Here is a 20,485-nt window from a genome sequence, read left to right as displayed (position 1 = left end):
TCATTAGTTGCGGGATGGGAATTCGCCCATCAGCGCGATGATGAAGCTCACTGCCAGATACGGACTGCGGTTCTCCACCGGCAGGCCGCCACCGGTGACGCTGGTGTTCAGGTTGACCGGGGCCGTCGACGTGGTGGTGTACAGGTTGATCGGGTTCAGGTCCTTGTCGACGGCAGCACCCAGGTAACCGTTGGCAAGCGGCGTGCTGCTGGTGCCGCCCGCGCTCGAAACGGTCAGCGAGTGGATGTGTGGGGGGATGTTGCTGGTCAACAGGGTGACGGCTTCCAGCCCGGCGGCCTCGCCCAGGATCACGTTCTGCAGACCCGCGCCCTGACCCCAATGGATCGGCGCACGGCCCTGGAAGTTCGGCAGGCCGAAGTTGCTCACGCCGTTGCCGCCATACACGGTGCCCAGCAACGCGAACAACGCAGTGTTCTGCGAAAGAGCCATCAGTTGCCCGTTGCAGAGGGAGTAGCCGCGCGGCGCGAAGTTGCCACCGAACATCTTGATTTCGCCCAGAAATGGATCGCTCATCAAACACTTCCTTAGTTGAGTTGCTTTGGTTGAAATCTCTTCAAGCGCTTGCGCCTACCGGCACATGGCACTCACGGTGGATGACCGCCTCGAGTACACCGCGACCGTCGGGCTCCGGCATGACGGGGGTAAACAGCAACACCCACTGCTGGCCATCCGGCCCGAACAGGCGATAGAGGTCCGAGGGCAGTGCCACGCCTTTGGGCAGGGCCAGCATCAACGAATAGCACTCGTAGCGCGCGTTCATCGGTACGCCGTCACGCACTTCGAGCAGAGACACACGGATCCCCTGCTCCGGGGCGACCTGGAGCACGAAGCCTTCAGGGTCGCAACCGGCCAGTTCGGCACGCGTGGGAATGGCGTTGAGGTTATCCTGACTCATGAAACATTCCTGATAGCCGCCCGGGGCTGACGATGCATTCGCAGATACACCCCGGACTCATTGATAACAGTGAATCCAAGTCGACCGTACAACCGCTGGGCAGGGTTATAAGTTTCAACGAACAATTCGGTGACCAGCCCCTCTGCATCGGCACGCTGCAGCATTTCTTCAAGAAGCGAGCTGCCAATTCCGCGGTTCTGGAAGTGGGGAACCAGTGCGATATCGATGAGATTTACGGTGGTGGGACCCCAGAACCGATAGAGCCGGCCAATGGGTGACCCTTCGTATTCGATAATGAGGAATTCGGCGCCGTCATAGTGCGCCTGATAATAAGCATGCTGAGTATTGAATTGCTGGCTGAGGAAAGTGGCGATCTGCTCGGCAGGCCAGCCGCTATGGGACATCTCAGCCGCGCGCGAGTCGGCGTAAAGGCGTTCGATGAAGGCCATATCATCTGAATGCAAGGCACGGAGTGTCGCAGCGCACTTCGACATCAAAGCAAACTTCCCTGTAATAACTACTTTGTGGGCAAATTAATTATGTGACGGACGTCACATTTACTGGCGTGGCAAATTGACAGCAGATTACCGCAACTGTCTTACAATCGCACTACTAAAATCCACTTTCTCTTACCCCTAAAGCGGCCAGTCGTCGCCATGCGGATCCCAATAACGACATGGCCTCTCCGTCCAGCACCACAAGGCCTCTCTGCGGGTGCGAGACCTGCTGGGGTGCGCCGTTTTCGAGGTCGAAACGAACACCATAGTGGGCCTCCAGCGGCTGCGCCCGCTTCTCTTCATCACGGCGCACAGCGATCGGTCCGTGGTGATCGGACACCAGCGCTTCCTGGTCAATGTAGGAGACGCCATTGGCGTCGACATCTTTAAGGCTTACCGCCAGGGAATCACGCAGCACGTCATCAGCGACGAAATGCCCGCGGGTACCCGGCTCCACACGCCACAGATCAGCTTCGGCAAGATAGCCACGCAAACGCAGCCCGCCTTCGGCGACCTGAGCCAGCGGCAAGTCCACCGCGACCCAACGACCCGGCGCGAGGTTTTCCGCCAGGTCGCGCACTACGCCAGCATGCGGAGCGCGCAGGCTCAGGCGTTCGCGCTGGGCGGCGAGACCGCGGTATTCGGCCACGGCCTCGGCCAGGCGTTGTTCGAGAATACCGCTGTCAGCCGCAGTGGCGCTGCGACCCGACTGACGGCGCAGTTGCAATTGCAGGATATCGATCTCGCGGCGGGTGATGCTCATGCGCGACGCGAGGTCCGGTGAGTCCAGCTCGATCAGCACCTGACTCTCGGCCACCTGCTGGCCATCCTTCACCAGCACCTCGCGAACCCGCGCCGCAGCCGGTGCATGCAGCCCGCTGACCCGCGACGCCTCAAGCATCGCCGGCACTTCCACGCCACTACGCCAAGGCACCAGCAGCACCGCCAGCAGGGCCAGCAGCGCGATGCCGAGCACCAGCACCTTGCGCGGCTGGGCCTTGTCGCGGTGTTTCCACCAGTGTTCCCACTCGCGCCAGATCGGCAAACCGATGAACCACACCAGCTCGACCATCATCAGGAAGATGCCAAGCACCTTGAAGAACAGGTGATAGACCGCCAGGGCGATCCCGAAGAACAGCACCGCGCGCCAGATCCACGAGGCGTAGCCCCAGAACAACAGGCGCTTGCGCAGCACCGGCGACCAGCGCTCGGGCGGCGGCTCGCCGTAGCCGAACAGGCGCTCGCGCAGGTGCCAGCGGCAGAGGGCGAAACCGCGGCTCTGCAGGTTGTCGACGCCCCACAGATCGCTGAGCAGGAAATAACCGTCGAAGCGCATCAGCGGATTGACGTTGATCGCCAGGGTGGTGATCCAGGTGGCGCTGGCCAGCATGAACGCCGCCGTGCGCCCTGCCCCGTCCGGCAGCAACGACCAGGCCAGCAAGGCGATACACGCCAAGAGCAGTTCGGCCAGCACGCCGCCCGCGCCAATCAGCAGCCGGGTGCGCCGGTCCTGCACGCGCCAGGCATCGCTGACATCGGTGTAGAGCATCGGCAGCAGCACCATGAAGGCCACGCCCATGCTGGGCACCCGGCACCCGGCGCGCTTGGCCATGTAGGCATGACCGAATTCATGACAGAGCTTGGCAAAACCCAGGGCAATACCAAAGGCCGCCATGCCGCCCAGGCTGAGCAGATGCGGGAAGGTCGCAAGGAAGCGCTCCCAGTCACGCATCACCAGGAAGATGCCCAGCAGCAACACGGTCGGTAGACCGAAGCGCAGCAGGTTCGGGCCGAAACGCTCCAGCCACGGCCAGGTGCGATTGAGGAAGGCGTCCGGCCGCCACAGCGGAATACGGAAGAACAGGTATTTGTGCAGGAGTTGCGTCCACAGACCCTGGCGCTGACTGGCTGCTTTGGCCTCGTAGCCGGCACGCTGTTCGGCGTCGCTGGCGCTGATCAGGTCATGCCCGCGCAAAAACCGCAGCAGTTCTTCAACCGCTTGCGGCCCCAGCGGCGCGCCGGGTTCGGCGTTGGCCGCGTTGAGCACCCGCGTCGGGTCGCCCAGCGCCCAGTGGCGCAACAGCCGCATGGCCGGCGCGCCCAGCTTGAAATACTTGCCACGCAGCGGGTCGGCGAGGGTCCATTGCGGTGAACCGTCGAGCCCCGGCGCACCCGCCGAAAGCTGCAGGTCGGCACGCAGCGCCGGCAACATCACAGGCCCACCGCCTGACGCAGGGCCGCCAGCGGCCGGCGCAACAGGTACAGCGCCAGCGGCGCGCGGTCACCAAAGACCTTGGCCGTGCCGCGCAAACCGATACGCGGCGGGGCGGCGGCGAAGGCGGCATCGAGACGGTAGGCCAGTTGCCCGGCCGAGGTGCTTTGCGCCTGGTACGCCGCGCGCTCGAGGGTCGCGCTGTGGCGGTGCAGCGGATCGCTGTCGAGGAACAGCGCCACTTCGGCGCCCTGCTCCAGGCCGATGGCATCGGCCACCGGCAGTTCGATACGCAGTTCGGCCTGGGCCGGGTCGGCGATTTCCAGCAGACGCTCGCCGGTGCGCACCGGCTTGCCGGTCCAGCGCTGGGCGTCGGCGAACACCGCGATGCCATCACGTTCGGCGCGCACTTCGGTACGTGCCAGCAGGTCGCGGGCGTAATCACGCTCGGCGCGTTTCTGTTCTACGCGGGCGGCCAGCAGGTCCAGTCGGGCACTGGAATCGGCATCGGAAAACGCCCGCTGGGTGTTGGCCTTGAGTTCGGCCTCGGCGACTCCAAGGGTACGCTCGGCAACATCGGCCTGGGCCTTGAGGCTGGTGGCGTCAAAACGCACCAGCACCTCGCCGGCCTTCACCGGCTGGTTGGGCTTGACCAGAAATTCGGCGACCACACCATCCAGCGGCGCGGCAACCACCTGACCGTTGCGCGGCACCACTTCGGCCGGCGCCAGCACCGATTGGCGCACCGGCACCAGCAGCACCAGCAACAACGCGCCGGCAAGCGCCCAGCGGGTCTTCGCCGGCCAGCGCAGGCGCCACGGTTTACCCGGCTGCAACGCGCGCCAGGCGTGGCTGTAGCAATCGCCCAACTGCGCCAGCAGCGCTTGTTCGGCATCATTCCAGGGATTGTCGCGGGCAAGCCACAGGCCGCCGAACACTTCACCTTCGCGATTTTTCAGCGGCAGCCAGAAGGCATACGGCGCCGACAGCGCCTGCCAGTCGTCGCGGCTGGCCTGATCGAGGTCTTCCTGCGGCACTACGCCCGGCAAGGCAAAACGTTCACCCGCTGCGAGGCGCGAGGCAACACGCTCGATAAACACCACGAACGGTGCATTCGGCTCGACCGCGCTGATGCCGGTCAGGGCGCAAACCTTGCCGGTGATCAGCAACGCCGCGTGACGGAAACCGAACAGCGCTTGGCTGTCGTTGACCATGCTGAACGACAGCACTTCCACCGAGGCGGCGGCACGGGCCTGCCGTTCCAGCTTCAGGTAGTGCGCCAGAAGCTGTTCCAGCGCGCCGGGAACGGGCGCGTTCATTGCGGCTCCGCGAAGTGCGCGGTGCCGCTCATCCCGGCCAGCAGGCCTGGAGTGTTGGCCGGTACGCTGCCGATCAGCAGCAGCGTCTGGCTGCCCTCATCGATACGCGCGCCGAGGCGCTTGACCACGGCATTGATCGGCGTGCCGGTTTCATCGGGAACGAAGCTGAACGTCTGCTCGGGCTTGAGTTTGCCGAGCCAGCGCGACGGCACCAGCAAGTGGATTTCCAAGGAACGGTTGTCGACGATTTCCAGCAGCGGCGTGCCGCTGGCTACGCTCTCGTGCGCCTGGACCCGGCGCACCACGACCTGACCGTCGAACGGTGCTTTCACCTGGCAGCGTTGGACTTGCACTTGATACACCTGGGACTCGGCCTGTGCCTGAGCCTGACGGGCTTCGGCGAGGGCCACTTCGAAGCGGCCGACCGAGTTGAGGGCCGCCAGTTGCTGCTTGTTGCGCAATTCTTCGCGGGCGGCGCGCACCGCGGCACCGGAAGCGTTGGCCTGGGCCTGGTAGGCGCTGCAGTCGAAACGCACCAGTACGTCGCCCTTGCTGAACGACTGGCCTTCGGCGAAGGGGATCTCGGTAACGCGGCCCGGCAACTCGCTGGCCAGCACCGCCTGGGAACGGGCACGCAGCACGCCACGGACCTCACTGGCGGTGGACGTGGCGCCTTCAAGCAAGGGATCGCTGTCGGTCGCGGCCTGTGCCACGCCACTGATCAGGGCCAAAACCGCCCACCACGCTACCTGCTTCATCTCGCTACATCCTGTAAAAGGTTTGGATTGTTTCAGTTTGAGTATCGGCTGACATGCGCCGAACCTGACCACCGTTGGTCAGCGTCGGCGGTAGCTCTTCTTGCCACCGGGAGTGAGGCAGTAGACCCCGCCACGCGGCCCGGTGCAGTAGGCGCCGGAGCCACAGCCGCATTCGCTGCTGGCATCCAGCAATGGCCGGGCCACAGCAGAGGAACCTCGTCCACCCGTGTAGGCGGCGCAGCTTTTTTTCGAGGCACTGATGGAACCGTCGTTACACAGGAAGGCATCACCATCGCAGCCGGCAATGCCACCCTTGCGTCCGGAGCAAGGCGTGTTGCCAGCCCAGGCGCTGGTGGCTGCGAGGATCAGCAGCAACGTTGGGGCAATCAGACGAATCGAGAACCGCGTCACAAAAACCGCCCTCCACGAAGTGGCCGGATGCTATCAACCTTTTTCTGATCGAGGAAGTGGTCTGCCGGGGGGGCTTGATGAAATTTGCGCGACGCTTGCGAGGAATCGTTCGGGAAAGCTCGCGGTCAAGCGGACACGGCGTGAAACCGTGTCCGTTGCGGAGCGTGTTGCGGGGGTATTGCTTAGCGCTTGCTGTTCCGGGTGTCCTGACCGCCGTAGCTGTTGGAGCGGCTGGTGGAACTGGAGCCGTCGCTGTTGCGAGTGTCCTGGCCGCCATAACTGTTGGAGCGGCTGTTGGACGACTCGCCGTTGCTGTAGCGGGTATCCTGGCCACCGTAGCTGTTGGCGCGGCTGCTGGAACTGCTGCCATCGCTGAAGCGGGTTTCCTGGCCGCCGTAGCTGTTCGAGCGGCTGGTGGAGGAACGGCCGTCGCTGTAGCGGGTGTCCTGGCCGCCGTAACTGTTGGAACGACTGGTCGACGTGGTGCCATCGTCGTACCGGCAGTCTTGTCCGCCATAGCTGTTCGAGCGGCAGTTATCAGCCTGCGCGTAAGACAGCGGCAAGAGCAGCAGGAGGGAACCCAACAGGGCAGCTTTGATCTTCATGAGAGTCCTTGCGGTAAGTCTGAATTGCACGGACGGAGCTGCAGTACAACACCCACGGCGTCCGAGACGTGGCAGCTTGCCATTACGACTGACAATATCGAAACTTGTTGCAGTAGCAGCGCAAATATTTCCCCTCAAGAGGCCGCCCGATCCTCCAGACAGAGCGCTTGCGCAGCGCAGCAGCGAAGCTGAATCTGCTTTAATACGCCCTTTTTCCAAGGCCCCACCGCACATGTCCGCATCGCCCCTGCACGTTCTGGTCATTGGTTATGCCTGGCCCGAGCCGACCTCCCCGGCCGCCGGCGGACACATGATGCAGATCCTCGAAAGTTTCCTGGCCCACGGCTGGCGCATCACCTCCACCAGCCCCGCAGCAGCCGGCGAGCACAAGGCCGACCTCGCCAGCCTTGGCATCGGCGAGCAGGTCATTGAACTGAACGACGACAGCTTCGAGCGGTTCATCAGCGAACTGGCACCGGACGTGGTGCTGTTCGACCGCTTCATGATGGAAGAGCAATTTGGCTGGCGCGTGGAGAAACACTGCCCGGACGCCCTGCGCGTGCTGGAGACGTCCGAGTTGCAGAGCCTGCGCGAAGCGCGTCATGTCCTGCTGCGCCGGCGCTTGACGCATGGCCTGGACCCCAACGATTTCCGCGAACTGTTCGCCACCTCCGGCCCCGACCTCTACCGGCAGATGGCCCCGACCGACCTGACCCAGCGCGAACTCGCAGCGATCTACCGCTGCGATTTGAGCCTGATGATCTCCGACGTGGAGATCAACCTGCTGGTCAACGGTTTCGGCGTGCCGCCCGACCTGCTGCACTGGTGCCCGTTGATGCTGCCGGTGCCGAGCGCCGCGCCACGACCGTTTGCCGAGCGCGCGCATTTCATCAGCATCGGCAACTTGCGCCATGCGCCGGACTGGGACGCGGTGCTGTGGATGAAGCACAACATCTGGCCGATGATCCGCCGCCGCCTGCCCGATGCGCAGTTGCACATCTACGGCGCCGACGCCCCGCCCAAGGCCGCTGCGCTGCACAGCACCGAGGACGGTTTCCTGATGTTTGAGCGCGCCGACGATGCACTGGAAGTGATGGGCAAGGCGCGGGTGTGTCTGGCGCCGCTGCGTTTCGGCGCCGGGATCAAGGGTGAGCTCACCGATGCCATGCAGGCCGGCACGCCGAGCGTGACCACGCCGATCGGTACCGAAGCCATGCACGGCGCCCTGTCCTGGCCCGGTCTGGTGTCCGGCACTGCCGAGGGCCTGGCCGAAGCTGCGGCCAGCCTGTACAGCGACGAAGCGCGCTGGAACCAGGCCCAACGCGATGCCCGCCAGTTGCTCGGCGCCCGTTACGACCGACGCTGGCATAGCCAGACCCTGGTCGAACGTATCGAGCAAACCCTGCAGGACCTGCCGGCCCAGCGTCTGTACAACTTCACCGGGGCGATGTTGCGTCATCACCAGCACAAGAACGCCCAGTACCTGAAACAGTGGCTCGAAGCGAAGAACCGGCTTACTGACGACGCAGCAGATAAGTGTCCATGATCCAGCCCTTGCGCGCCCTCGCCTGCTCGCGGGCGGCGAGGATCTGCGCCTTGACCGCCGAAAGCGCTCCGCTGATGAGGATTTCGTCGGCGCTGCCCAGGTAGGCGCCCCAGTAGATGTGCAGGTCCGGGTCGTCCAGCTCGGCGAACGCGCACTTGCCGTCCAGCATCACCACCACGTTGTCGATCCGTGGCACTTCAGCCAGTCGTCTTCCGGGAAGAATCTGCAGCGGCTCGCCAATGCGGTTGAGCGCAATCCGGTGGCGGGCGGCCAGGGCCTGCACGCTGCTGATGCCGGGAATCACTTCGAGGCTGAAATCCTCGCCTTCCACAAGTTCCAGGATACGCAGCGTGCTGTCGTACAGCCCAGGCTCCCCCCAGAGAAGGAAAGCGCCGCATTCTCCGTCGCGCAATTCGTCGGCCAGCAGCCGGCCGTAGAGCGTGGCGCGCTGCTGGTGCCAGTCGCGCACGGCGCCGACATAATCGGCCGCCTCGCCATCGCGGCGTGGGTCTTCGACCTGCACCAGCCGGTACGGGCGGGTCACCCACTGCTCGAGCATCTGCTTGCGCAGGTGCAGCATGTCGTCGTTGCTCTGGTGCTTGTCCAGCACGAAGAAGACATCGGCACGGTTCAGCGCGTCGATGGCTTCAAGGGTGATCTGCCGCGGATTGCCCGGGCCGATTCCGATCAACAGCAGGTGTTTCATGGGTAAAGACTCCCGAAGTGCGCCGGCTCATTGTCGGCGCAACCGGGCGGGTTTTACCAGATCGAGAAGTTGTAGCTGACGATCACCCGGGTTTCATCCATGTCGCGGGCGAACTTCTCGTAGTTGCTGCGATACGTGGAGTTGCGCAAGCGCACGCTGACATCCTTGAACGTGCCGCTTTGCACCTGGTACTTGAACTCGGTGTCGCGCTCCCATTCCTTGCCCTCGGCCAGGCTGCCGGGAACCTTGACGTGATCGCCATTGATATAGCGGGTGAGGAAGGTCAGGCCATTCAGGCCCAGGGCCTTGAAGTCATAGTCGTAGCGCAGTTGCCAGGAACGCTCCTGCGCGGCGGCGAAATCGTTGACCTGGGCGTAGTTGACCAGGTACGGGTTGCTGCCATCCAGGTACGGCATGGCGCTGTCGCCGTACATGCGCTGCCAGCCGACGCTGAACTTGTGCCCGCCCAGGCCGTAGCCGAGCATGCCACTGAACGCGCGGTGGTCGATCTCGCCCGCGCGGGCCCGGCCGATATCGTCACTCTTGATCAGGCGCAGGTCGGCGGAAACACTGCCGAGCGCCAGCGGCTGGCTGGCGGTGAGGCCCAGGAAATGCTGGCGGTAGATGTTTTCCAGCTTCGCAACCTGATACTGCGCAGTGACGCGCTCGTTGATCCGATAGTCCAGGCCGGCCAGGTCGAAGTGATCAGCGGTAGTGTCGCAGGCATAGCGCTTGTTCTTGCAGTGCACGCGGATGTCCTGGGCATCGGTGGAGTCGCGGGCCGTGTATTTGTCCAGGCGCATCAGGCTCAGGCGCAGGTCGCTGACCTCCTCGGAGGTCAGCGAGGCGCCATGGAACATCGTTGGCAACAAACGCCCGTCGTTGTATTTGAGCAGCGGCATGTCCGGCAGCATCGCGCCATATTTCAACAGCGTTTTCGAATAACGAACTTTGCTGGTCAGGCCAAGCTTGGCGTATTGATCCACCGACTGACGCGGATCATGTCCACGGGAAGGCAACAACCCACTGTTGCTGTCGGCCGGACTCGAATCCAGTTTGAAGCCATACATGCCCAGCGCATCTACACCGAAGCCAAGCGGCCCTTCGGTATAACCGGACTGAATATTCAGAATAAAACCTTGTGCCCATTCCTCGCGTTTCGACGCACCTTGCGCAGAACTGCTATGGCCGTCACGAAAGTCGCGATTGAAGTAAACATTACGTGTTTCCACACGTGCACTGCTGTCTTCGAAAAAACCACCGGCGTGCGCCGAAACACTGACGAACAACCCCGCCAGGCCGCACAAACGGCGCCCGGTAGAGCAAGAAAGAGGGACAAACATGAGCAACAGGCAATCCGAATAAAGGCGAAAAACGGCCCCGCGCCAAGCACCCGGGGCCCTGCACCGCCGCACCCACTCGCGCGACGCTCGCGAATTATCGGCAAGCGCTCTGGCCCGGCCCATTGGACCATGGTCGAAGGCCCTCGGCAGACACCTTCGTTACTTCAACCCGCCACCGAACATTATCAAGTTTGAAAGTTCCATGAACACCACCGTAAAAGTTCACTGTTAGTCCGTGGGCAATTGGCTACACTGTTAACCATGCTGTTAGTACAGCCCCTGGTCGTTGTGTTATTTGCGTTCATCGCAGTGCGCAACACCGCCGATATAGGAGTGGTTACCGTGTCCAGACTTGCAGAGTTCCGCGCCGCCGAAAAAGCCCTTCAGGAACAGCTCGCACAACTGGAGGTGTTGAAAAAGGACGCCGGCCTTAAACGTGAAATCGAATTCGAACAGAAACTTGTCGCACTGATGAAGAGCTACGACAAGGGCCTGCGCGACATCATTGCAATCCTCGACCCTGCCGCTGCCACCAAGTCCGTGGCGCGCACACCGAAACAACGTCGGGCGCGGGTAGTGAAAGTCTACGAAAACCCGCATACCGGTGAACTGATCGAGACCAAAGGCGGCAACCACCGTGGCCTTAAAGCCTGGAAACAACAATACGGTGCGGACACCGTTGACAAGTGGTTGCGCAAGTGAAATTCACTTCACATATTTTTCACAATCAGTGGATCAGGATGGAGGCTGCTAAAGGATTAGCGCCCCATTCGCCCGCTTCGGCGGGCTTCTAATTGCTGCGCCCCGTGAGCTTAGGCCACGGGGCGCAATTGTTTGCGCAATGGATTCAGTTCCGTATCATGGCCGCCTGACTGTTCTGCCGACGCCCCTGGCGCCGGCCTCAATTGCGGAGTGCCCATGAGCCTGCAAGACCTCGATACCCTCCCTGGCGTCACCGCGCAACCCGATGCCGCCACCCACAACTTCGTCTTCAACCACACCATGCTGCGGGTGAAGGACGTTGCCAAATCCTTGGACTTCTATACCCGCGTGCTGGGCTTCAGCCTGGTTGAAAAGCGCGACTTCCCGGAAGCCGAATTCAGCCTGTACTTCCTCGCCCTGGTGGACAAGGCGCAGATCCCGGCCGATGCAGCCAAGCGCACCGAGTGGATGAAATCGATCCCGGGCATTCTCGAGCTGACCCACAACCACGGCACCGAGAACGATCCCGCGTTCGCCTACCACAACGGCAACACCGATCCACGTGGTTTCGGCCACATCTGCATCGCCGTGCCGGACATCCGTGCCGCCTGCGAGCGTTTCGAGTAACTGGGCGTGAACTTCCAGAAGCGCCTGAGCGATGGTCGTATGAAGCACCTGGCGTTCATCAAGGACCCGGATGATTACTGGGTCGAGATCATTCAGCCGACCGAGTTCTGATTAGCCGGGCTTGGGGCCGGCGCTGTGGGCTTATCCATTCGATACAGCGCCGCAGCGGGCCCCTTCCTTCTCAACGACGCCCTGCTTTCTCTTGATGAGCAGGCCCTGCAAAAGCGCTCGCTCCCGCATCCGGCCCTGCCCTGCGCATCGCAAAGACCGCACGGCCATCCCACCCGCCATGGCGCTGCCCGCCACCAGGGGCTATCTTAGCTCCCGTGACAGTTCCGGCTCGTCGCACCTATAACAAGATCGCCGTGCCCGCCCCTCTGGAGCGGCACGCCACAGGGAGCCGTCCATGACTCGGCCTAGCGCGCAGACCCACCCAAGCGAACTCGCCGCCTTCGTCAACGAGCACTTCCCCGAGCGGCGCATCCGCCCGGACGGGGTGATTGCCCAGTCCTGGTACCGCAGCGTCATGCAGCACCGGCTCGACCCCGCCACCGCCACCCGCCTGGATATCCTCTGCGCCGACGATATCCGCCGCCACCAGCAACAACACCAGCAGTACCTCGATATCGCCAGCCAGGGCGTCAGCGGCCTGGCCCGGCGCGTGGTGCCCGCCGGTTTTGCGGTGCTGCTCAGCGACGAACACGGCATCACCCTCGACGCCCGTCTCCCCGTCCAGCATGACCCGTACATTCGCTCGGGCCTGGTGGTCGGCGCACGCTGGGACGAGTCCATCGCCGGCACCAACGGCATCGGCACCACCCTCGCGGCGGCCGAGCCGCTGATCATCCACCGCGAGGAGCATTTCCTAACCGCCAATGCCCGCCTGAGTTGCTCGGTCGCGCCGATCTTCAATGCCCAGGGTCTGTTGCAGGGCTGCCTGAACGCCACCTGCCTGAACAGCGATGGCCCCAAGGAAAGCCAGTACCTGACCCTGCAACTGGTGATCCTCTATGCCCGCCTGATCGAGAACGCGCACTTTCGCCAAAGCTACCGGGACCGCCTGACGCTTTCGCTCAAGCCCATAGACGAAATCGCCGACCTGGCCAATGAGCAGTTGCTGGCCGTGGATGACAGTGGCCGGGTGATCGGCGCCAACCGCGCGGCCTTTGTCGCCCATGACCAGGCCAATGGCTGCAACCTGCTGGGCAGCCTGATCGATCAGTTGTTGCCGATGGGCGTCGATGAGTTGCTGCGCCTGACCAACGGCGGCGCCCGCGGCCTGCGCCTGCGCGCCCGGCATGACGAGGCGCTGCTGGACCTGAGCCTGCGCATTCCCTCGGACCAGCGCCGCGTGGCACCCGCCCCGGCCAAGGCGCCGCGGCCCCGTCACCCCGACCTGGAGCAACTGGCCGGTGCTGACCCGACGCTGCAACAGGCGGTGCGGCGCCTGCGCAAGGTGATCGACAAAGACATCGCCATCCTGATTACCGGCGAAACCGGCACCGGCAAGGAAGCCTTTGCCCGCGCCATCCATCAAGCCAGCTCCCGCCATGGCGGTCCCTTTGTCGCGCTCAATTGCGCGGCGATCCCGGAGAGCCTGATCGAGAGCGAGCTGTTCGGCTACCGCGGTGGCAGCTTCACCGGTGCCGAGAAAAAAGGCATGAAGGGCAAGCTGGAACTGGCCAATGGCGGCACGCTGTTTCTCGATGAAATCGGCGACATGCCGGCCCATCTGCAAACCCGCCTGCTACGGGTGCTGGCCGAGCGCGAGATCTCGCCCCTCGGCGCCCAGGTGCCGGTGGCGCTGGATATCCAGGTGATTTGCGCCACGCACCAAGACCTGCAAGGCATGTTGCGCGACAAGGGCTTTCGCGAGGACCTGTTCTACCGCCTCAACGGCATGAACCTCAATCTGCCGCCGCTGCGCGAGCGCAGTGACCGCGCGCAACTGATCCAGTACCTGCTCGACAGCCAGGCCGAGGCCCAGGGCCTGCAACTCACCGACCAGGCACGCCAATGCCTGCTCGACGCGCCCTGGCCCGGCAATATCCGTCAGTTGCTCAACGCCCTGCGCTACGCGGTGGCGCTGGCCGAGGACGGCTGTATCGATCTGGACTGCCTGCCCGGCGATCTGCTGCACAGCCCCGCCGTGCACGCGCTACCGGCCATCCCGCCGACCAGCAGCGAACCGCAAGCGTCGAGCCTGCTGGCGACCTTGCGCCGCCATCGCTGGAATATCAGCGCGGCGGCCACCGAGCTGGGCGTCGCCCGCTCGACGCTCTATCGGCAGATGAAAAAACACCGGCTGGTGCAGCCCAACGACTGCCTCTGAGCCGCAACGAAAAACGCCCGGACCGTCAACACGGTCCGGGCGTTTCTCATGGCGCGGTCGAACGGTCAGGCCTGGATATACACCACATGGGTGTGGGTGTACTCGTACAGCCCGTGCTTGCCATCGGCACCGCCAATACCGGACTTGCGCGTCCCGGCATGGAAGCCCTGCATGGCTTCGAAGTTTTCGCGGTTGATGTAGGTCTCGCCGAAGTCCAGCGAACGGGTCGCCTGCAAGGCCGCGCTCAGGCTGCCGGTGTAGATCGATGAGGTCAGGCCGTATTCGCTGTCGTTGGACAGCGCGATGGCCTCGTCCAGGTCATCGACAATCTGGATCGGCAGCACCGGGCCGAAGATCTCCTTGCGCATGATTTCCATGTCCGCCGAGCAGCCGGCCAGCACCGTCGGCTGATAGTGGAAACCCTGACCCAGATCGGCCACCGCGCCGCCGGTAATCACCTGCGCGCCCTGCCCGCTGGCGGTGCGGACCATCTGCGCCACCTTGTCCAGCGCAGCACGATTGATCAGCGGCCCCATGTCCAGGCCGCTTTCGGCCAGCGGGTCGCCATAACGGGTGGCGGCCATGGACGCGGCAATGCGTTCGATAAACGCATCGGCCACCTTGCGCTCGACATACACCCGCTCGGCGCAGTTGCATACCTGCCCGGTGTTGATCACCCGCGAGGCGGTGATGGCCCGGACCGCCAGATCCAGGTCGGCGTCGGCCAGGACGATGGCCGGCGCCTTGCCGCCCAGTTCCAGGTTGAGCTTGGTGATGTTCGGCGCGGCGGCGGCCATGATTCGCGAGCCGGTGCCGACGCTCCCGGTAAAGCTGATCAGGTCGATGCCGGGATGGCTGGTCAGCGCGCTGCCGACCGTGGCGCCGGTACCGCAGACCACGTTGAACACGCCGGCGGGCAGGTCCGTCTCAGCCACCAGGCGGGCGAACTCGAAGCAGTTGATCGGGGGTTCTTCGCTCGGCTTGATCACGATGGTGTTGCCGGTCAACAGCGCCGGCGCCATCTTGCGGGCGATCAGGAAAAACGGGAAGTTCCACGGCAAGATCCCGGCAACCACACCCAGCGGTTTGCGCAGCAGGAAGATGCTCTCGCCGGCCCGGTCACTGCTCAGCACTTCGCCTTCCAGGCGTCGCGCCCACTCGGCCATGTAATCGAGGTAGTCGGCGGTGAAATTCACCTCGACCAGCGCCAGCTCCAGCACCTTGCCCTGCTCGGCGGTGATGACCCGCGCCAGGCGCTCGGCATGCTCGCGCACCTTGCTGGCGATCTTGCGCAGGTAGCCCGCACGTTCGATGGCCGGGCGCAGCGCCCATGCCTTCTGCGCCTGGCGCGCGGCGGCGATGGCCTGTTCGACCTCGGCGCTGCTGCCCTGGGGCACGCGCCCGAGCAACTGGCCGTTGGCCGGGTTATGCACCTCGATCAGCTCGTCGCTGGCAACGAAGGCATTGGCGATGTAGTTCTGATAAATGGCGTCACTCATATCCGCGTCTCTCTTGTCAGGGGCTTATTGCTTGGCGCTGAACTGCTTCCAGGCATCGCCTTCGTTCTGCAGGTCGTGGGACCGCTTGATCAGGTACTGATGGATCTGGTCGACCTGCTCCGGGGTGAAGGCATCGGCAAACGACGGCATGCCATCGGGCACACGGCCGCCGAACAGGATCCCGAGGAACATCTGGTGTTTCTCTGGCGTCAGCTTGCGCAAGTCGGGCAATACGCCGCCGCTGACCGCGTGGATGCCGTGGCACTGCGAGCAATAGCCGTCATACAGCTTGGCGCCGGCTTCGATGGAGGCCGTGTCGTTGCTCAGCGCAGGCGGTTTCGGGGTGTCGGGACGCGGTGCCGGCTCTTGCAGCTTGGCGGTGCCGCCAATCTTGTAGGTCAGCACCTGGGAGAACGGCTGCACCCCGGCCCGCAGCGACAGCGCCCCGGCAAAGGTGGAGAACGCCCCGCCCCAGCCGGCCATGAAGGTCACGTACTGTTCGCCATCGACGCTGTAGGTGATCGGTGCCGCCATCACGCCACTGGCCGCCGGTTGCTCCCAGAGTTTCTTGCCGGTGTCGGCGGCGTAGGCGATGACGCGGCCGTCGGCGCTGCCTTCGAACACCAGGTTGCCGGCGGTGCTCAGGGTGCCGCCGTTGAAGATGGTCACGTAGGGCACTTCCCAGGCCGGCTGCTGCTTGACCGGGTCCCAGGCGATCAGCTTGCCCGACCAGCCCTTGGCCATGTCCAGCAGGCCGTCGACATTCTCCGGCATCATCCCGGTGCGCAGGCCCAGCTGGTACATGCTCTTGAACGGGTTACGCTTGGGCGCCTCGGGAATGTGCTCGTAGTAGGCCGACATGATGTGCGCCGGGATGTACACCAGCCCGGTGTTCGGGTTGTAGGACATCGGCTGCCAGTCATGGGCGCCCCAGAAGGCCGGCGTCACCAGCTTGCGCTTGCCGTCTTTCCAGTAGGCGGCGTTTTCGTCATCGACGATCGGCCGGCCGGTCTTCATGTCCATGCCCTTGGTCCAGCTCTGCGGCACGATGCCCTTGGCCGAGAGCAACTCGCCGGTGGCGCGGTCGATCACATAGAAGAAGCCGTTTTTCGGCGCCTGCATCAGCACTTTGCGCGGCTTGCCGTCGATTGGCAGCTCGGCAAGGATCATGTGCTGGGTCGCGGTGTAGTCCCAGGCGTCGCCCGGAGTGGTCTGGTAGTGCCAGACGTATTCGCCGGTGTCGGCGTTGACCGCGACAATCGATGACAGGAACAGGTTGTCGCCCTTGGCCTGGCTGCGCCATTTCGGGTCCCAGAGCGAGCCGTTGCCGACGCCGATGTACAACAGGTTCAAATCCGGATCGAAGGCAAACGAGTCCCAGGCCGTACCGCCACCGCCCTGCTCGGCGAAGGCATCGCCGAACCAGGTCTTGGCGGCGATTTCCATGCCCTTGCCTTCCGGTGGCAATTTGGGGTCGCCCGGCACGGTGTAGAAGCGCCAGGCTTCCTTGCCCGTTTCGGCGTCATAGGCCGTGACGTAGCCGCGCACGCCGAACTCGGCGCCGCCATTGCCGATCACCACCTTGCCGTTGACCACCCGTGGCGCGCCGGTAATGGTGTAGCTGCGCTTGTGGTCGGCGCGGGTATCGACCGACCAGGCGCGTTTCCCGGTCTTGGCGTCGATGGCTTCCAGGCGGCCGTCGAGCACGCCGACATAAACCTTGCCCTTCCATACCGCCACCCCGCGGTTGACCGCGTCGCAGCAGGCTTCGCCGGCGCGGTTGCGGTCCGATTGCGGGTCGTATTTCCAGATCAGCTTGCCGTCACGGGCATCCAGCGCATACACCACCGAGAACGGCCCGGTGGTGTACATCACGCCATCGACCACGATCGGCGTGGCCTCCACACCCCGGTCCAGATCGAGCTTGTAGCTCCACGCCAGGCCGAGCTTGTCGACGTTCTGATCGCTGATTTTGTTGAGCGGGCTGTAGCGCTGCTCGTCGTAGGTCCGCCCGGTGCTCATCCAGTTGCCGGGTTCCTTGTCGGCGGCAATCAGGCGCTTGCTGTCGACGTTGGCCGGTAGTTCAACGGCCAGCGCTGGCGTGGTGGCCAGGCTCAACAGCAACGCGGCAGCCAGGGATTTCAAGGGAATACCGGCGACGGTCGAACGAGCGCCGGAAAGCGAGGCATGGCCAATCTGTCTCATGGGGTTTGTCCTGTTCTTATTAGTGGCGCGATCATTTCGCTGCGCACCAGGGACAGAGCAACGGCTATGCCAGATCGTTGCGATCGGGCTGGAGGCCTTTGTTTACGGGGGTTCCGAGGAAAAGAGGGAGCGTTTACGGAGGGAATGGAGCGCTACAGGTGTTGCGTCGGACGCTACAGCAGCGGGACAGGTGTAGGACCGAGCTTGTCGGGGCGCCGAACCTTCGCGATGCTCGACCTCAAAGTCGCTAAAGATCTGTCGGTTAGCCCATGGCCGCCAGCCATCGCTCCTCCACCCGCCCGAAACCCTCATTCCAGAGCGGTTCTGCTGCTCCGGCAGCAGCCTTTACGCACTCTGTTGCTGTCACGGAAACACCTGATTTCAAAGGTAAAAAACCGAACACATTAATAAGTTAATAAAAACAGCCAGTTAGACAACCCTCGTACAAGCTGGCACACGCTCTGCAATGGGGCTTTGCAACGGATCAACAGTATCTGACTGCCCACTTGCAACGGAGCACTTATGCCCAACTGGAACTCACTCAACCCCATTTCTCGCGGCCTGCTACAAGCCGGACTGTTCGCCAGTGCGCTCAGCAGCCTGCCGCTACAGGCGGCCGAGACCGGCGACAGCGCCACGACCGAGGACACCCCCAGCGCCGCGCCAGCGCTGAAGACCGTCACCGTGACCGCGCAACGCCGCGAGCAAAGTGTCCAGGACATCTCCAACGCCGTGAGCGCCATCAGCGGCGAGGACTTGCAGAAGACCCCCACCGACTACGTCGGCAAGGCCCTGACCTTCGTACCCAATGCCCAGGCCAAGAGCCCGGACGGCGATGACCGGCCACGCTGGTACATCCGTGGCGTCGGCACCGGCGACGTCGGCGCGGCCACCGTATTCCCGGTCGGGATCTACGCCGACGACGTCTACCTGAACGCGCCCCTGGCCGGCGCCGATCCGTTGTTCGACCTCGAACGCATCGAGATTCTGCGCGGCCCGCAAGGCACCCTGTACGGCAAGAACACCACCGGCGGCGCGGTCAACATCATCAGCAAGAAACCGTCGTTCGATACCGACGGCTACGCCACCCTCGGCTACGGCAGCAAGAATCAGAAAATCGTCGAAGGTGCCCTCGGCGGCGCCTTGATCGATGAGCGCCTGGCCGCCCGCGTCTCGCTCTACACCAAGGAGCGCGACGGCTTCATCAAGAACACCAACCTCGACAAGGACCACGACGCCATCGACCGCGAAGCCATTCGCGTGCAGTTCCTGGCCAAGCTCAACCCGGACCTGGAAGCGCTGTGGAGCATCCATTCGAGCGAGTCGCGCGGCAACGCCAACGGCCTGCTGCCGGTCGGCCGCTTCCCCTGGCTGGGCGGCTACACCCGCGCCAACGACCGCAAGCGCTACCTCGAAGCCAACGTCGACAACAAGTCCAAGGTGCAACACGACGGCACCTCGCTGACCCTCAACTACGCCCTCGGCGACTACACGCTGACCTCGATCACCGCCTTCGACCAGACCCGCCAACGGGCCATCAGCGACGACGACCTGTCGCCGGTCGAAGGTGGCCGCGCCTATGCCAACAACAACTGGAAGCAGTACTCCCAGGAATTGCGCCTGGCCTCGCCGACCAGCGAAACCCTGCGCTGGATCGCCGGCGCCCACGCCTTCCACGAAAAACTCGAGAGCCAGTCGGCAACCTCGATTGTCGACAGCGGGCCGGGCGCCGCCGAGTACTCGGGCGTCAGCTACGAGCACGGCAACACCAGCTATGCGCTGTTCGGCAACCTGACCTACGACTTCACCGACGCCTTCAGCCTCACCGGCGGCCTGCGCTGGACATCGGAAAAGAAAAACATCGACCTGGACCTGCAGCAGTACACCGGCGACGGTTTCGCCGGCGACTGGTGGGACCAAAGCTCGTTGCAGAACGCCAACGCCGTCACCCTGGCCGGCCTGACCGCCAACGGCAATGCCAAGCGCGACAAGCACTGGAGCGCGGTCACCTATGACCTGACCCCGGAATACCGCATCAACGACAACCTGCGGGTCTATGCCCGCTACGCCAAGGGCTTCCGTTCCGGGGTGTTCAACACGGGCCTGGCCAACAGCCTGGAGCAGTTGAGCACGGTCGATCCGGAAGAGCTGCAATCCTACGAGCTGGGCCTGAAGTCGGAGTGGCTCGGCGGGCGGCTGATCGCCAACGCCAACGTCTTCTACTACGACTACGACAACATGCAGGTCAACGCCACCACGACCACCGCCAACGGCAGCATCGTTTCGATGCTGGTCAACGACGCCGAAGGCAAGGCCAAGGGCGCCGAGCTGGAACTGCAGGCCCGTCCGATCGATGACCTGCTGGTGCAGTTCAGCGCCTCGTTCCTCGATACCGAATTCACCGGTGACCGCTGGAAAGGCAACACCTTCGTGCGCTCGCCGCGCCATGTCTACGCACTGGGCGCCGACTACCGCCTGCCGCTGGACATCCCCGGCAAGATCAATATCGGCGGCGACGTGCGCTACCAGAGCCGCGAGTACTTCATCTCGGCACTGCAGGACTCGCGCTGGAGCAACCTGTACCAGGGCGGCTACGCCCTGGCCAACGCCCACGTGACCTACGCCACCGCCGACGACAAATACAGCGTCACCGGCTACGTCAACAACCTGGGCAACAAGCAGTACCAGGTCCACGGCATTTCCCTGGGCGGCGGCAACGCGCCGTACTGGGTCGCCTACGGCGAACCGCGCACCTCCGGCGTCGCCGTCACCGCTCGCTTCTGATCCGCCCCGCGGCGCCGGGCCCA

At 63.8% G+C, this 20,485-nt stretch carries 15 protein-coding genes and 3 pseudogenes; 5 read left to right on the top strand and 13 right to left on the bottom strand.

Annotated features, from left to right (window positions below):
- Positions 1 to 3 precede the first annotated feature (3 nt).
- The 9 genes and pseudogenes from HWV67_RS15730 to HWV67_RS15695 all read right to left on the bottom strand — a co-directional run bounded on the left by HWV67_RS15730 (position 4) and on the right by HWV67_RS15695 (position 6,718).
- Positions 4 to 534 carry a phage tail protein gene (locus HWV67_RS15730; protein WP_175651896.1) on the bottom strand — a complete coding sequence of 177 codons (531 nt, stop codon included), beginning with the start codon at positions 532 to 534 and terminating at the stop codon, positions 4 to 6.
- A gap of 40 nt (positions 535 to 574) precedes the next feature.
- Positions 575 to 916, bottom strand: coding sequence for a DUF6916 family protein (locus HWV67_RS15725; RefSeq protein WP_175651895.1), 342 nt, complete (start codon positions 914 to 916; stop codon positions 575 to 577).
- Entirely contained in the window at positions 913 to 1,365 is a 453-nt protein-coding gene (locus tag HWV67_RS15720) for a GNAT family N-acetyltransferase (RefSeq protein ID WP_256680125.1), read from the bottom strand. Before HWV67_RS15720 ends, HWV67_RS15725 begins: the two co-directional genes overlap by 4 nt.
- A gap of 163 nt (positions 1,366 to 1,528) precedes the next feature.
- Entirely contained in the window at positions 1,529 to 3,628 is a 2,100-nt protein-coding gene (locus tag HWV67_RS15715) for an HlyD family secretion protein (protein ID WP_175651893.1), read from the bottom strand.
- Positions 3,625 to 4,629 (bottom strand): annotated as a pseudogene (locus HWV67_RS15710) (efflux RND transporter periplasmic adaptor subunit); the annotation flags it as partial. The gene HWV67_RS15715 and the pseudogene HWV67_RS15710, both read right to left, overlap by 4 nt.
- A gap of 83 nt (positions 4,630 to 4,712) precedes the next feature.
- Positions 4,713 to 4,944, bottom strand: a pseudogene (locus HWV67_RS32125) (HlyD family secretion protein); the annotation flags it as partial.
- Positions 4,941 to 5,702, bottom strand: coding sequence for an efflux RND transporter periplasmic adaptor subunit (locus HWV67_RS15705; RefSeq protein ID WP_175651891.1), 762 nt, complete (start codon positions 5,700 to 5,702; stop codon positions 4,941 to 4,943). The gene HWV67_RS15705 and the pseudogene HWV67_RS32125, both read right to left, overlap by 4 nt.
- A gap of 78 nt (positions 5,703 to 5,780) precedes the next feature.
- Positions 5,781 to 6,113: a YdcA family protein gene (locus HWV67_RS15700; RefSeq protein ID WP_175651890.1), complete on the bottom strand. Its 333-nt coding sequence runs from the start codon at positions 6,111 to 6,113 to the stop codon at positions 5,781 to 5,783.
- 182 nt (positions 6,114 to 6,295) lie between these two features.
- Positions 6,296 to 6,718: a hypothetical protein gene (locus tag HWV67_RS15695; protein WP_175651889.1), complete on the bottom strand. Its 423-nt coding sequence runs from the start codon at positions 6,716 to 6,718 to the stop codon at positions 6,296 to 6,298.
- Positions 6,719 to 6,950: 232 nt separating this feature from the next.
- Here HWV67_RS15695 and HWV67_RS15690 point away from each other — a divergent pair, with 232 nt between their 5' ends.
- On the top strand, positions 6,951 to 8,264 hold the full coding sequence (locus tag HWV67_RS15690; protein WP_175651888.1) for a glycosyltransferase family 4 protein: 1,314 nt from the start codon (positions 6,951 to 6,953) through the stop codon (positions 8,262 to 8,264).
- Here HWV67_RS15690 and cobF read toward each other — a convergent pair.
- A complete protein-coding gene (cobF, locus tag HWV67_RS15685; protein ID WP_175651887.1) occupies positions 8,233 to 8,970 on the bottom strand; it encodes a precorrin-6A synthase (deacetylating) in 738 nt (245 codons plus the stop codon). The genes HWV67_RS15690 and cobF overlap by 32 nt on opposite strands.
- A gap of 53 nt (positions 8,971 to 9,023) precedes the next feature.
- Positions 9,024 to 10,313 (bottom strand): OprD family porin, encoded by a 1,290-nt coding sequence (locus tag HWV67_RS15680; protein WP_175651886.1) that lies wholly within the window; start codon positions 10,311 to 10,313, stop codon positions 9,024 to 9,026.
- A 342-nt stretch (positions 10,314 to 10,655) separates the two neighbouring features.
- Here HWV67_RS15680 and HWV67_RS15675 point away from each other — a divergent pair, with 342 nt between their 5' ends.
- The 3 genes and pseudogenes from HWV67_RS15675 (at position 10,656) to HWV67_RS15665 (ending at position 13,974) form a co-directional block, all read left to right on the top strand.
- Positions 10,656 to 11,015 carry a histone-like nucleoid-structuring protein, MvaT/MvaU family gene (locus HWV67_RS15675; protein ID WP_175651885.1) on the top strand — a complete coding sequence of 120 codons (360 nt, stop codon included), beginning with the start codon at positions 10,656 to 10,658 and terminating at the stop codon, positions 11,013 to 11,015.
- 216 nt (positions 11,016 to 11,231) lie between these two features.
- Positions 11,232 to 11,753, top strand: a pseudogene (gene gloA, locus HWV67_RS15670) (lactoylglutathione lyase).
- 295 nt (positions 11,754 to 12,048) lie between these two features.
- Positions 12,049 to 13,974 (top strand): sigma-54-dependent Fis family transcriptional regulator, encoded by a 1,926-nt coding sequence (locus HWV67_RS15665; protein ID WP_175651884.1) that lies wholly within the window; start codon positions 12,049 to 12,051, stop codon positions 13,972 to 13,974.
- A gap of 65 nt (positions 13,975 to 14,039) precedes the next feature.
- Here HWV67_RS15665 and aldA read toward each other — a convergent pair whose 3' ends face one another.
- Positions 14,040 to 15,473 (bottom strand): aldehyde dehydrogenase, encoded by a 1,434-nt coding sequence (gene aldA / locus HWV67_RS15660; protein WP_175651883.1) that lies wholly within the window; start codon positions 15,471 to 15,473, stop codon positions 14,040 to 14,042.
- 24 nt (positions 15,474 to 15,497) lie between these two features.
- A complete protein-coding gene (locus HWV67_RS15655; RefSeq protein ID WP_175651882.1) occupies positions 15,498 to 17,678 on the bottom strand; it encodes a PQQ-dependent dehydrogenase, methanol/ethanol family in 2,181 nt (726 codons plus the stop codon).
- Between the two features lie 522 nt (positions 17,679 to 18,200).
- On the opposite strand from HWV67_RS15655, the gene HWV67_RS15650 reads away from it, so the two are divergent.
- On the top strand, positions 18,201 to 20,462 hold the full coding sequence (locus HWV67_RS15650) for a TonB-dependent receptor (RefSeq protein ID WP_175651881.1): 2,262 nt from the start codon (positions 18,201 to 18,203) through the stop codon (positions 20,460 to 20,462).
- Positions 20,463 to 20,485 lie beyond the last annotated feature (23 nt).

Origin of the sequence: Pseudomonas sp. Marseille-P9899, from assembly GCF_903166565.1 — a bacterium.
In the GTDB taxonomy this organism is placed as follows: Bacteria; Pseudomonadota; Gammaproteobacteria; order Pseudomonadales; family Pseudomonadaceae; genus Aquipseudomonas; species Aquipseudomonas huaxiensis.
This window is presented reverse-complemented; position numbering and strand designations above follow the sequence as displayed.